The organism is Roseomonas populi, assembly GCF_024594815.1.
GTDB lineage: Bacteria > Pseudomonadota > Alphaproteobacteria > Acetobacterales > Acetobacteraceae > Roseomonas > Roseomonas populi.
The window spans coordinates 40,036-53,122 of the sequence record NZ_JANJOU010000016.1; the positions used below are offsets into that span (position 1 = coordinate 40,036).

The window sequence follows — 13,087 nt, forward strand, 5'->3', positions numbered from 1 at the left end:
CACTCATGCCCCATGACTGAACCGAAGCGCCGACGCGCCGCCACGACGGGCCAGAAGATGGAGGCCGGGACCGTCGCCCTGACAGTATCCTTGCCGGAGATGCTGCAGGACGGAACCGACCATGCTTTCCGGGAGACGGTCTTCGGGCTCGTCCAGGCACTAGGCTACCTGCAGGCATGCCGGGACGCCTTCGGCCGCGCCATGGGGCTGACCGGAAGCCAGTTCGCGGTGCTTGTCGGCGTCGGCCATTGCCAGGGCGAGAACGGGACCTCGATCCGGGCGATCGCGGACCACGTCCAGATGGCCGCCACCCATGTCACAACGGAAGTTGGGCGCCTGCTACGCCGCGGCCTGCTGCTGAAACGCCCGAATCCCGAGGATCGGCGTGGCGTGCTCGTTTCCCTCTCCGCGCGCGGCAACCGCGCAGTGACCGAGGTCGCCCCCTTCATGCGCATGGTGAACGACCACCTCTTCGCCGGCTACACGGCGGCGGATATCGAGGCGCTGAACCGCTTCGTCCGCCGCTTCCATGCGAACGGCGAAGCGGCCCTGGCGGCAATCCGCGGGGTAGAGTCCGAAACGCCGCGCCGGGCGCGAAGGATCGTTTGACAATCCCGCGGCACAGCCCGAAGATACCGACATAATGTAGGCAATCGGCAGCGTTCCGCGCGGTGATCCGCCCCGGACCGCGCCGCTGCCAGAACAGCCGCGCGGCCAGGCACCACCGCAGCCGTGCGGACCGAGGAAACATCAGTGCCGCAAGGGCACGGCAGGTTACCCGACACGGCGTGCCCCTCTCGGCGCAGCCGCGGAGGGGCACGCACAACCTTTGCCATCGGTCCGAGGAGTGGGGCGCCTTGATCCAGAAGATTACCCGTCGCGGTGTCATCGCGGCCGCCGGGCCGCTGATCGCGCGCCCCGCACTGGCGCAGGCGGCGCCGATCGTGATGAAGATCGGCACGGCCACGATCAACGACTCCCAGCATCAGTGGATGCGCCTGTTCGCTGAGACCGTGCAGGCGCGGAGCAACGGCGCCATCAAGGTGGAATTGTACCCGACGAGCCAGCTCGGATCGATTCCGCGGATGATCGAGGGCACCCAGTTCAACTCGATCCAGGCCTTCGTCGGCCCACCGGAATTCCTGAGCGGCGTCGATTCGCGCTTCGAGCTCCTCGGTGCACCGGGCGTCTTCACCGACATCTCGCACGCGCACCGGGCGATGCACGTACCGGAGTTCCATCGCGCCTTCCTCGACATCGGCCTCGGGAAGGGCCTGAGGGGCATCGGGTTGTTCATCAATGCCCCGACTTGCTTCAACACGCGCAACCGCATTGATCGGCTGGCCGACTTCGAAGGGCGCAAGATCCGCGTTCTTGCCTCGCCGGTGCAGACGGAGCAGCTCCGCCGGCTGAAGGCGACCGCCGTCCCGATGTCGCTCGGCGAGGTCCTGCCCGCACTGCAGCAGGGCACCATCGACGGTGTCATGAGCGCCATGCCGGTCCTGACCGCGCTGCGCTTCTACGACGCGGCGAAGTTCCTGGTGGAGACGAACCAGGCCGCCGTGACTGTCGTCACCGTCGTCAGCAAGATCTGGTACGACGGCCTGCCCCCCGCACTGCGCACCGTGGTGGACGAGGCCGGGCGCAAGGCGGACGACGACGTGTTTCCCTGGGCCCTCGACTTCATCGCGCAGCAGCGCAAGGTCTGGACCGAGGCGGGGGGCACCATCACCAGCTTGCCGCCCGAGGACCAGGCCAGGCTTGTCGAGTTGATGCGCCCGATCGGGCAGGAGGTGACGGCCCGCCGGCGCGACCAGGCCACGCTGTACGAGGCCATGCTGCGCGCCGCCGCAGCCACCCGCGGATGAGCGCCGTCGTCACCAGCCCGCCCGCGCGCGCGGCGGGCCTCCGGGCCGTTCTCCTCCGCCTCGGCGACGCCATTGCGGCGGGCTGCCTGGCGCTCTGCGCGGGCGCCCTGCTCGCGATCGTGCTCATTAACGGGGCGAACGTCGTCGGCCGCTACTTCCTCAGCGCGCCCCTGGAATGGGCGGAGGAGCTGATGCTCTTCCTGCTCGTCCTCATCGTCTTCGCCGGCGCCGCTGCCGTCACCTGGCGGAACCAGCACATTCGGGTGGACATCCTGCTGGGCTACCTGCCGCGCCCGATGCGGCGGGCTGCCACCCTCGTCACGGCCGCCGTCACGGTGGCGCTCTGCGTCGCCATCGGCCGGGCGAGCCTGGAGGTGGTGTCCATGCTCCTTCTCTTCGACCAGCGGAGCGACGCCCTGGAATTCCCGGTCTGGATCCCCCAAGGCTTCGTGCTCGCCGGCCTCGGCCTGATCGCCCTCCTCACCCTTCTCCGCCTGGCCGCCACGGGACTCGACCTGCCCGAGAGCGGCCATGGCGAGGCCTGAGACCCCATGGCCCTCCTCATCTTCGGCGCATTGCCGGTGGCGCTCCTGGCGCTCGGCCTGCCCATCTTCGTCATGCTGCTCTGCGCCACCGTGCTGGGCCTCGGCTATCTCGGGGAGGCGCCGATCCGCGCGGTCCACACCGCGATGTTCGGCAGCCTTGACAGCTTCGCCCTCCTGGCGGTGCCGCTCTTCATCCTGGCCGGCGACATCATGGCGCGTGGCGGGATCGCGCAGCGGCTGATCAACCTCGTGCTCTCCCTCGTTGGCGGCATCCCGGGTTCCCTCGGGGTCGCGACCATCGGCTCGGCCTCGATCTTCGGCGCGATGTCCGGCTCCTCGGTCGCCTGCGTCGCGGCGATCGGCAAGCTCACCTTGCCCTCCCTGGAGCGCAACGGCTACGGCCGCACGCACTCGGTCAGCCTCATCACGGCGACGGGGGTGATCGACGTGATCATTCCGCCCTCCATCCCGATGATCATCTACGCCATCGCCGCGCAGCAATCGGTCACCGAGCTCTTTTTCGCGGGGATCGTGCCGGGCCTCCTGGTCGCCGCCACCCTCGCCGGCTACGTGATGCTGCGCGCCCGCCGGATGGGCATCCCGGCCGGCGCACCCCCGCGCTGGGCCGTCATCCGGGAGGCTTCGCGGGGCGCGGGCTGGGCAGTGGCGGCGCCGGCCGTCATCCTCGGCGGCATCTATGGCGGCGTCTTCACGCCCACGGAGGCGGCGGGCATCGCCTGCATCTACGCCGCGCTGGTCTCCGTCCTCGTCTACCGCTCCCTCAGCTGGGGGCAGCTTTGGCAAATCACGCTCGACTGCGCCGTGCTCGTCGGCCAGATCATGATCGTGGTGGCGGCGGCCGGGGCCTATTCCTGGCTGATCACCACCAGCGGCGTTCCCGCGCAGCTGATCGAGGCGATCCGGGGTCAGGACATGCCGGTCTGGCTGCTCCTCCTCGTCATCAACCTCGTCCTGCTCCTCGTCGGCAGTGTGCTTGAGCCGCCGGCCGCCATCCTGCTCCTCACGCCCCTTCTCACGCCGATCGCGCAGCAGGCCGGGCTGGATCCGATCCATTTCGGGCTGGTGGTGACCGTGAACCTCGCCATCGGGATGTTCCTGCCCCCCTTCGGCCTGAACCTCTTCGCGTCCCACGCCCTGTTCGGCACGCCGCTGCCGCAGCTCTACCGGGGCGTGCTGCCCTTCCTCGTCCTTTACCTGATCATCCTGGGCCTGATCACCTACGTGCCGGCGATCACGCTGGCGCCCCTGGCCTTGTATCGCTGAGGCAGGGCCCATGACCCTCATGCCCTATGTGGAGCTCTCCGATGCGTTCCGGCGGGGCAGGACGACGCCCCTGGCGGTGATGGAGCAGGTGCTGGAGCGGCTGGACGCGATCGAGCCGGGTCTCCACGCCTTCGTGTATCTGGAACGAGCCGGCGCCCTGGCGCGGGCGGCCGAGTCTGCGGCGCGGTGGCGGGCCGGCCGTCCTCTCTCCCCGATCGATGGCATGGCGATCGGCGTGAAGGACATCATCGAGACGGCGGACATGCCGACGGGCCAGGGCAGCCCTGCCTGGGCCGGCACCCGCACCGGCCGCGACGCCGCCTCGGTGCAGGCGCTGCGGGAAGCCGGCGCAATTATTCTTGGCAAGACCACAACCACCGAGTTCGCCTCCACCGAGCCCTTCCACGACACCCGTAACCCGCACGACCCCGCGCGCACCCCGGGCGGCTCCAGCAGCGGCTCCGCCGCGGCGGTGGGGGCGGGCATCCTGCCGGCGGCGATCGGCTCGCAGGTGGTCGGCTCCACCCTGCGTCCGGCGAGCTACTGCGGCTGCGTGGGCTTCAAGCCGAGTTTCGGTGCCCTGAACCGTGGCGGCTCCTTCGACCACCTCAGCCAGAGCTGCGTCGGCCTCCTCGCGGCCTCGCCGGAGGATGCCTGGTGCGTGGCCGCCGCCATCGCCCGGCGCGTGGGCGGCGATCCCGGGCACGCGGCGCTGGCGGGCCCCGAGACACCGCCGGATATCCGGAGGCCGGCCCGCCTCGGCGTGCTCCGCACCGCCGGCTGGGCGCGGGCCACCCCCGGTGCCCAGGCCGCTTTCGAAGCCGCGCTGGATCGCCTCCGCGCGCGCGGCGCCGTGGTGGTGCAGAACGGCCATGCCGCGCTGAGGGAGGCGGAGGACGCGCTGCGGGACGCCCTTCCCCTCACCTTCCGCATCTTCGACTGGGAATGGCTCTGGCCGCTCGGCGCCTATGAGCGCGAGCGGCCCGGCAGCGTCAGCGCCCCCATGCGCCAGTGGCTGGAGCGCGCCCGGACCATGTCCCCCGCCGACTACGGAGCGGCGCTCGCTGAGCGCGAGGCGATCCGCGGCCGCTACGCCGCCCTGCGCGGCAGCTTCGATGCGGTGATCGCGCTGGGGGCGACGGGCGCCGCGCCCGCGGGGCTGGGCTGGACCGGCGATCCGGCGGCGAATGTGCCGGCCTCGCTCCTCGGTATTCCCGCCATAACCCTCCCACTGCTCGAGGATGAAGGCCTGCCTCTCGGGCTTCAGCTGCTCGGGCAGGCCGGGGACGACGCGGCCCTGATCTCAGTCGCCCGATCCATCTGGCAGGAGTGGAATGCGTGATGACGATCCCTTCTCGCCGCGTGCTGCTCGCTGCGCCCCTCGCGCTGCCGTTCCTCGGCACGCCGGCGCTTGCCCAGCCCTACCCTGCCCGTTCGATCCGGATGGTCGTTCCCTACGCGCCGGGGGGTGTCAGCGACATCGCCGCGCGGCTTCTCGCCGAGGGACTGACCCGCCGGACGGGCGCTGCGGTCGTCATCGAGAACCGGCCGGGCGCCGGCGGTATCGTCGGAACGGATGTTGTCGCCAAAGCTGCACCCGACGGCTACACCCTGCTCGTCGCCACGAATGGAGAGGTGGCCATCAACCCGGCTGTATACCCCACCCTTCCCTATGATCCGCAGCGCGACCTGCGGCCGCTGGCCATGCTGACGGAAACACCGCTCATGTGGGCCGCCTCCACCGCGTCCGGCCACACACGTCTGCAGGACCTGTTGGACGCCGCCCGCGCTCGCAGCGGGGAGGTCAACTACGCGACGCCTGGCAACGGCACAATGAATCACTTGACCGGAGAGTGGTTCGCCATGGCCGCCGGCATCCGGCTGCAGCACATTCCCTATCGCGGCGGCGCGCCGGCCGCCATGGCCGTGGCGGGCGGGGAGGTACCGTTCGGAGTTCTCGCCGTATCCTCCGCGCTGCCGCACGTGCAGGGCGGCCGCATGCAAGCCCTGGCCGCAACCACTTCGGCGCGCTCCACCCTACTGCCCGATATGCCAACGGTGTCAGAGAGCGGCATCCGAGACTTCGATGCTGCCATCTGGGTCGGCCTGTTTGCTCCGTCGGGCGTGAGCGACGAAGCCGCCGCTTGGCTTGAGAGGGCGGCACTGGATGTAGTAGGGCAGCCGGAGTTCCTTGGTAAACTCACCACCGTCGGGGCGGTCGCCAGGCCGTTGGCGGGGGTTGCGTTGGGTCAGCGCCTGCGAGAAGATGCTGCGCGGTTCCAGGACATTGCCCGTCGCTCGAATATCAAGCCGGGATAGATCCCTGCTCGGCGCCTCGGTCCTGCCGTCGCTCGCACTGCGCCCGCCAGTTCCGGGAACACAGTGTCACCCGCTCCGCCCCACCCTCTCGCGGCAGCTCGCCACCGTGCCGTGGTGGGAGAAGACGCGCGACCGCGGCCTGCGCGCGCTGCTCGAGGCGCTGAAACGGCTGAAGTAGGCCGACCAGGCCGGGCCGAAGGGAAGATTGGCCTGCCTCGAAGCGGCTCCAGCACCTACGGCCCCTACGCCGGCGGTCCCTCGGGGTACTGCGGCAGCCCATCGTCGAAGCGAAGCCAGGGTTGGCGCGAGGAGGTCCAGAAGTGCATGTCGGGCCGGAACTGGCCCGGGTCATCCAGCGAGCCCGCCGTCAGGCCCATCAAGCCCGCGCTTTGACGGGCTGAGAAGATTGTCGTCCCGCAGTTCCGGCAGAAGCCGCGCTCCAGCGCCGGGGAGGAGTGGAACCGCCCGGCCGGGCCGCTCAGGCGCACGTCGGCGGCGCGGAATAGCAGGCGGGCGTTGAAGGCGGCGCCCAGGGCCTTCTGGCACAGGCGGCAATGGCAGATCCGCTCGTTGATGGGCGTGCCCTCGGCCACATAGCGGACGGCGCCGCAGAGGCATCCCCCCTCGTACCGCATCGTTGTCGTCCCTCACCAATAGCTGCCGGGCCATACTCGGGGCTGGCAGTAGCGGCGACCAGGGTCGGATTTGAGAATGGCCAGCCAGCTACTCGCAGTCAGGGATCAAGTTTTCTCTCCTCGGATCGAGGAGAAACCAGGGACAGACACCCTGCCCGTGAAGCACACCGGGACCCCAATTCCGGAGCCGATCCAAGCCTCTTTTACCAGCCTCACCCTTCTGATTCGCGCCCATCTCGGACATTCAAGTGCCGGCGTAGCCGTCCGAATAGCGGCCATTCATCCTCCGGCTGGTCTCCTGCTCACGGCCTGGCGTTCCGAGCCCAGTTCCTACGCTGTCTCGACAGAGGACCGGACGATCAACCCGGACCTACAGCGCTTCACGGCCTCCCGCATGGGAGCGCGGGCGGTGGAGCTGCAGTCCAGCCATATCTCGCTGACCGCCCATCCCCGGCCGGTCGCGAACCTGATCTTGGAAGCGGCCAGCCGCTGATGCGCCGAACCTCCGTCAGTCCTTTCCCTGGCGACGCCGGTACTCCACGGGCGTCGTCCCGACCCGCCTGAAGAAAGCGCGCCGGAGGGTGTCGGCGTCCCTGAACCCGCAGGCGCCGGCCACCTGCTTGATGGCGATGTCGCCGCGCTCCAGAAGACGGCGCACGGCCTCGATCCGCACGCCCTCGACATACGCCGCCGGGGTCAGTCCCGTTTCGGCCCGGAACAGGCGCGCGAAGTGCCGCGGGCTCATCCCGGTCCGGGCTGCAAGGCGCTCGACGCTGTGGTCCTCCGCAGGGTGAGAGGCGACCCAGCGCTGGACCTCCTGCAAGGCGGAACGCCCAACGGGAGCGCCGACGCCGTGCCGGCTGAACTGCATCTGGCCGCCGCCGCGCTTGAAGAACATGACGAGTTGCGCCGCGACCTGCCGCGCCAGCTCCGCCCCCAGGTCCTCTTCCACCAGCGCCAGGGCGAGGTCGAGGCCCGCCGTGACCCCGGCGGCCGTCCGGAGCGGACCGTCGAAGATGCAGATAGCGTCGGGTTCGACCCTCGCCCCGGGGTAGCGGGCGGCCAGAGCCTCTGCCACGGCCCAGTGCGTCGTCACGCGACGCCCCTCCAGCAGCCCGGCCTGCCCCAGCAGGAAGGCGCCGCTGCACACCGAACCATAGCGCCGGCACCGGCGCGCGGCGGCCCCAACCCAGTCCAGCAGTGCGGGTTCCCCCTCCTGCTCATGCATCCTCGGTGCCCCGGCGACCAGCAGCGTGTCGAAGGCCGTCGCCCCTGCCTCGGTTGCGACGAGGTCGGGCAGGATCCGCCGGCCCGACGAGGTCTCGACCGGCCCCGGCCCGGCCCCGACGACAGCGAGGCTGTAGGCCGCCTCGCCGAACTGAATGTTCGCCTCGGCGAAGACGTCGAGAGGACCGGCTACGTCCAGCAACTGGACACCCGCGACTGCGAGAACCGCGACAGAACGGGCCATGGGACCTCCGTGGCAGTCTTGGTGCGATCGTTGTCCGGAATCGTCGTTAAACGTCGATTGCTGCCATGCCCTCGCGTCAGTAGCTCATGGAGCACTACCGGTAAAGGAGATCCGACCATGGCCATCACCTGCGAGGCCGCAATTCCCGACAGCAGGCTCGCCCGCACCATTACCGAGTTCGTCCGCGACACCGAGACCGAGCTGCTCTTCAACCACTCGAGCCGGGTCTACCATTTCGGCGCACTGGCCGGCCTGCATCGCGGGCTGACCTTCGACCGCGAACTGCTCTACGCCGGGGCGATGTTCCACGACGTGAGCCTGATGCCGGCCCACAGCAGCCCGGACGAACGCTTTGAGGTGGACGGCGCCAATGCCGCCCGGGACTTCCTCCGCTCCCACCGCGTGCCGGAGGAGGACGTCTACACGGTCTGGACGGCCATCGCGCTCCACACCACGCCCGGCATCCCCGTCCACATGCATCCCGTCGTCGCCCTCGTCACGGCGGGTGTCGAGATGGATGTGCTCGGCCTGACATACGGGGACTACACGGACGCGGAGCGCGAGGCCATCACCGCCGCATTTCCGCGCACGCCGGACTTCAAGGAGGACATCATCCAGGCCTTCTACGACGGCATCCGGCACAAGCCCGAAACCACCTTCGGCAACGTCAAGGCCGACGTCATCGCCGACAAAGAGCCGGGCTTCCGCCGCGGCAACTTCTGCAGCGTGATCCGGAACTCCCGCTGGCCGGGCGGCCATGCACCGGGTTGCGGCTGCGGGCAAGCGTGATCCCTGCACGCTGACGGACGGCGACGTTCCTGCCGCCGACTCAGGCAGGACCGCGATGCCTGGGGACGCAGGCTTGCGGCCTGATCCGTACCTGCTCAGGACCGGCAGCCCGGCAGATTTCTTTCGGCGCCGCGGGAATAAGCCGCGGCGGCGGTTGTCTCAATCCAGGCCACCGCGACGAAACGGAACCGAACGATGCGAAGATCGCGACAAACCCTAATTTGGCCTTCCGCAGTGATCGGTGCGACCGTCCTCCTGCTCGCCGGAGGCTTCGCCTGGAGTGCGGGCTGGGTTGGTGCGGAACGCATCAGCGGCGGTGACGTCGTCGCGGCGCTAGACGATAGCGGTGGAGAGCATCCGGGGTATCGCCGCGCCCACGCGAAAGGCATCTGCTTCACGGGGGTGTTCGAGGCGAACGGGGCAGGTGCCGAACTGTCGGTCGCGCAGGTCTTCCAGCGCGCGGCCTACCCGGTGATCGGCCGGTTCTCGATCGGCGGCGGCAACCCGCTGGCTGTCGACGGGCGCAACGTGTTCCACTCGATGGCTCTCGTGATCAGGACGGAGAACGGGCAGGAATGGCGTCTCGCGATGGACCACACGCCGATCTTCCCGGTCGCCGATGTCGCCTCCTTCGTCGCCCTCCAGCGCGCGACGAAGCCCGATCCGAGGACGGGCAAGCCTGATCCCGAGGTGATGAAGGCCTTCCTGGCAGACCATCCGGAGGTGAGGGCGTTTCAGGACTACATGGCCCAGGCGGTGCTACCCAACAGCTTCGCCAACGCGACCTACTACAGCATCAACACCTTCCGCTTCACCAATGCGGGCGGCACCGCACGCCCCGTGCGGTGGCAGTTCGTGCCGGACACGCCGCTGGCCGGCCTGGACAAGCAGCACCTCGACGAGTTGCCACGGGACTATCTGTTCGACGAGGTGACCGCGCGAACCGCCGACGGACCCTCACGCTGGCACCTGCAACTCGTCGTCGCCAATCCGAGCGATGTGACGGACAAGGGGACGGTCGCCTGGACGGGCCCGCACCGGACGATCGACGCGGGAACGCTGGTCATGACCGCCGTCCGGCCAGAGGAGACCGGCACCTGCCGCGACCTCAACTTCGACCCGACCATTCTCCCGCCAGGGATCGATCTCTCCGACGACCCGCTCCTCGCCGCGCGTTCGAAGGCCTACTCCACTTCCTTCACTGATCGCGCCACCGAAGGGGCGGGCCCGAGCGCCGCGGGCGAGAACCTGGCGCGGAGGCAGGCCCGATGAGCCGCCGGTCGCCCGACTTCCACCCGGTGCTGCGCGCCGTTCACTGGCTCATGGCCGCCATGGTCCTCGCCATGCTGTTCATCGGCGTCGGCATGGTCTCCACCACCGGGCCGCTCTACCCGGCCCTGCTGGCGCTGCATCGCCCCTTGGGCATTTCGATCCTCCTGCTCGTGCTCATCCGCCTGCCGCTGCGGCTAGCAACTGGCGCACCGGCCCTGCCCGCCGACCTGCCGCGAATGCAGAAGCTGGCGGCGAAGGCCTCGCACGTCCTCCTCTACGCGAGCATGGTCACCTTGCCGCTCGTCGGCTGGGGCATGCTGTCCGCGGGGGGCTACCCCGTGCAGCTGACGAAGGCGCTGATCCTGCCGCCGATCCTGCCGCACGATCTCCGCCTCTACGCCGTCCTCCGCGCCATGCACACCGTGGTGGCGCTGCTGTTCTTCGCCCTGATCCTCGCGCATCTGGCCGCAGCGTTGGCGCACGGGCTGATCCGCCGGGACGGCGTGCTCCGGAGCATGACAGCCGGCCATCCCGCCAGTCGCCCCTGAGATGAGGCAAGGCCTCCCACGGCCGTCAATCCACGGTGCGGCCCTGTGCAGAGCGCGGGTCGGTCGCCGTGGCAGATAAGCGTGAAAGGCAGTCACCATGCGTAGGGTGTGCATCTTCGGAGCCGGCGCGATCGGCGGCGAACTCGCGACGCATCTGGCAATTGCCGGTGCGGAGGTGTCGGTCGTGGCGCGGGGCGCCCTCCTCGACGCGATCCGGGCGCGCGGGATCACCGTCCGCACCCGGGACGGCGCGATCCTCCACTGCTCCCCCTATGCCGCGAGCGACGATCCCCGGGATCTCGGGCCGCAGGACGCGGTCGTCGTCGCGGTAAAGGCGCCGGCGCTTCCCGGCGTCGCCGCCAGGGTCGCGCCGCTGCTCGGCAGCGAGACCCCGGTCGCGTTCGTGATGAACGGGCTGCCCTGGTGGTACGGAATGGGTGCCGCCGGCCCGCCTGCCGAAGCCGTGCTTCCCGACCTTGATCCGGGCGGCGTACTGCACGCCGCCGTCGGGGAGGCGCGCGTCATCGGTGGCGTCGTCTACTCCGCCTGCACGATGGTGGAGCCCGGCGCGATCCACTCGGGGCACGCTTCCAACAAGCTCGTGATCGGCGAGCCGGATGGGCAGCTCAGCGACCGCGCGCTCTCTCTCGCGGCCCTTTTCGAGGCGGGCGCGATGCCGTGCCGGGTGACGCGCGACATAAGGGCCGAGGTCTGGGGCAAGCTGATGACGAACCTGGCGAGCGGCCCGATCTGCCTCCTCAGCCGGTCCGGCCTGAGCAAGAGCTTCGCGGACCCGGTGGTGCGCGCCGCCGCGATACGGGCGGTGCAGGAGGGCATGGCGATCGCCAATGCCGTGCTGGGCCGCCCGCTCGGCGGAACCGCCGAGGCCCGCATCGACCGTCTCGCCGCCACGGACCACAAGCCCTCGATCCTCCAGGATTTGGAACACGGCCGCGCCCTGGAGCTGGAGGCGCTGCTCCTCCATCCGCTCCGGCTGGCGCGACGTACCGGCGTGGAAACCCCGACGCTCGACCTTCTGACGGCGCTGGCGAGCCAGGCGGCGGAGAGGGCCGATGTGTACCGGCCGCGCCGGTCGGAAATTGCCGCCTTGCCGGAAGAAGGCGGCGGCTGACGCGCGACGTGATGGAGCGCCAGAACAGGAATTATGACCGTGAGCGAGAGATCACAGCCCAATTCCCGGGATTTAATGGATATCATGGGACCACGGGTGGCCTTCCTCACTCCGAAAGGTGACACGGGTGATTACTGCGTTCTCAGGGCGATCGTTCCCGTAGGCGTCGTCGTCCCGCTCCACAGCCACCCGGACCGCGAGACGATGTGCGTCCTCGACGGCCGGATCGAGGGATTCCTTGACGAGACCTGGCGCAGCTACGGACCGGGCGGCGCCATCGACATCCCTGGCGGCGTGAAGTACGCGCTGAGGAACACGTCAGGCCAGGACGTCACGCTTCTCCTCGTCAGCACGGCGAGAATGGGACAGTTCTTCGCCGAGATCGGGGAGCCGGTGGCGAGATCGGGCGGTGCTCCTCCAACGCCGGAGCGGGTCGCGAGATTCATCGACGCGGCGCGACGATACGGGTTCTGGCTCGGCTCGGAGAAGGACAACGCGGCCGTGGCTCTGGCCTGAGCTACGCAGTGCCCGTCGGAGGCGATCCCGGTCGCCTCCGCTTCCCCGGAACAGACGGTCCGGGCTGCCTTGGTGCCGCGATGTCGGCCAGTGGGCTCGTCCCGCGACGGCATCCAAGTTCCAGAATGATAGCCCTACATGGTCCACGCAGATCGGGCGCCCGCTGCAAGGTTGGCCGGCCTAGCGCCGTTCGGCGCGTCAAGCGCGGTACCCGAGTTGGAAGAGGCCGCCGGGCGCTCCGGCGGCCTCTTCCAGCGGACGTCGTGCTGACCGGGCGGCGGCAGTTCAGGCGTGCTGGCCGTCACCGCCGGTCGCGCCGCTGTCCTCCAGGAACTTCAGCGCGGCCTGGCCCTGGCTGATGGGCATGCTGGCGAGCGGGGTGCGGCCCGTGGTGGGCACCCAGGCTCCGTAGGCGGTCGCGCCCGGGGGCACCATCGCCCGTTCGGCCGGCGCGGCGCTTGCGCCCAGCGAAGCGGTCATCACGGCAGCGAGCGCCAGCGAACGGAAGGCGTTCATGGTGGACATGCGATCAACTCCTGAATGGTTAGTGCCGGCACTCTGTCGTCTTGTCTGGCCGGTCACGGGAGTAAGACACCTGGGAGCATCGACTATTCCCGAGCGGCCGCGAGAATTCGCGCGACGGAGAGGCACTTCGTGCAGCGGCTACGGCCCGGCGTTCAGCGAACGTCGGTGACTGACGAGGCCTTT

The 13,087-nt window shown here is 69.6% G+C and carries 14 protein-coding genes; 11 read left to right on the forward strand and 3 right to left on the reverse strand.

The window, feature by feature from the left end:
* The first annotated feature begins 12 nt into the window (after positions 1 to 12).
* The 6 genes from NRP21_RS17120 (at position 13) to NRP21_RS17145 (ending at position 6,016) form a co-directional block, all read left to right on the forward strand.
* A complete protein-coding gene (locus tag NRP21_RS17120; RefSeq protein ID WP_257717443.1) occupies positions 13 to 609 on the forward strand; it encodes a MarR family winged helix-turn-helix transcriptional regulator in 597 nt (198 codons plus the stop codon).
* A 179-nt stretch (positions 610 to 788) separates the two neighbouring features.
* Positions 789 to 1,868, forward strand: coding sequence for a TRAP transporter substrate-binding protein (locus NRP21_RS17125; protein WP_257717444.1), 1,080 nt, complete (start codon positions 789 to 791; stop codon positions 1,866 to 1,868).
* Positions 1,865 to 2,413, forward strand: coding sequence for a TRAP transporter small permease (locus NRP21_RS17130; protein ID WP_257717445.1), 549 nt, complete (start codon positions 1,865 to 1,867; stop codon positions 2,411 to 2,413). Before NRP21_RS17125 ends, NRP21_RS17130 begins: the two co-directional genes overlap by 4 nt.
* A gap of 6 nt (positions 2,414 to 2,419) precedes the next feature.
* Entirely contained in the window at positions 2,420 to 3,697 is a 1,278-nt protein-coding gene (locus NRP21_RS17135) for a TRAP transporter large permease (RefSeq protein WP_257717446.1), read from the forward strand.
* A gap of 10 nt (positions 3,698 to 3,707) precedes the next feature.
* Positions 3,708 to 5,039, forward strand: a complete 1,332-nt coding sequence (locus NRP21_RS17140) for an amidase (RefSeq protein ID WP_257717447.1) — start codon at positions 3,708 to 3,710, stop codon at positions 5,037 to 5,039.
* Complete coding sequence (locus NRP21_RS17145) at positions 5,039 to 6,016, forward strand: Bug family tripartite tricarboxylate transporter substrate binding protein (protein WP_257717552.1); 978 nt, start codon at positions 5,039 to 5,041, stop codon at positions 6,014 to 6,016. Before NRP21_RS17140 ends, NRP21_RS17145 begins: the two co-directional genes overlap by 1 nt.
* Positions 6,017 to 6,258: 242 nt before the next feature.
* Here NRP21_RS17145 and NRP21_RS17150 read toward each other — a convergent pair whose 3' ends face one another.
* Both NRP21_RS17150 and NRP21_RS17155 read right to left on the reverse strand, forming a co-directional pair.
* Positions 6,259 to 6,651, reverse strand: a complete 393-nt coding sequence (locus NRP21_RS17150; protein ID WP_257717448.1) for a GFA family protein — start codon at positions 6,649 to 6,651, stop codon at positions 6,259 to 6,261.
* Between the two features lie 508 nt (positions 6,652 to 7,159).
* Positions 7,160 to 8,122, reverse strand: coding sequence for a GlxA family transcriptional regulator (locus NRP21_RS17155; RefSeq protein ID WP_257717449.1), 963 nt, complete (start codon positions 8,120 to 8,122; stop codon positions 7,160 to 7,162).
* A gap of 117 nt (positions 8,123 to 8,239) precedes the next feature.
* On the opposite strand from NRP21_RS17155, the gene NRP21_RS17160 reads away from it, so the two are divergent.
* The 5 genes from NRP21_RS17160 (at position 8,240) to NRP21_RS17180 (ending at position 12,379) form a co-directional block, all read left to right on the forward strand.
* Entirely contained in the window at positions 8,240 to 8,911 is a 672-nt protein-coding gene (locus tag NRP21_RS17160) for an HD domain-containing protein (protein WP_257717450.1), read from the forward strand.
* Positions 8,912 to 9,145: 234 nt separating this feature from the next.
* Positions 9,146 to 10,183 (forward strand): catalase family peroxidase, encoded by a 1,038-nt coding sequence (locus NRP21_RS17165; RefSeq protein WP_257717451.1) that lies wholly within the window; start codon positions 9,146 to 9,148, stop codon positions 10,181 to 10,183.
* On the forward strand, positions 10,180 to 10,731 hold the full coding sequence (locus tag NRP21_RS17170) for a cytochrome b (RefSeq protein ID WP_257717452.1): 552 nt from the start codon (positions 10,180 to 10,182) through the stop codon (positions 10,729 to 10,731). Before NRP21_RS17165 ends, NRP21_RS17170 begins: the two co-directional genes overlap by 4 nt.
* A 97-nt stretch (positions 10,732 to 10,828) precedes the next feature.
* Positions 10,829 to 11,863, forward strand: a complete 1,035-nt coding sequence (locus NRP21_RS17175) for a ketopantoate reductase family protein (protein WP_257717453.1) — start codon at positions 10,829 to 10,831, stop codon at positions 11,861 to 11,863.
* A 39-nt stretch (positions 11,864 to 11,902) separates the two neighbouring features.
* Positions 11,903 to 12,379, forward strand: a complete 477-nt coding sequence (locus NRP21_RS17180; RefSeq protein ID WP_257717454.1) for a cupin domain-containing protein — start codon at positions 11,903 to 11,905, stop codon at positions 12,377 to 12,379.
* Between the two features lie 285 nt (positions 12,380 to 12,664).
* On the opposite strand, the gene NRP21_RS17185 is transcribed toward NRP21_RS17180, so the two are convergent.
* Complete coding sequence (locus NRP21_RS17185) at positions 12,665 to 12,904, reverse strand: hypothetical protein (protein ID WP_257717455.1); 240 nt, start codon at positions 12,902 to 12,904, stop codon at positions 12,665 to 12,667.
* Positions 12,905 to 13,087 lie beyond the last annotated feature (183 nt).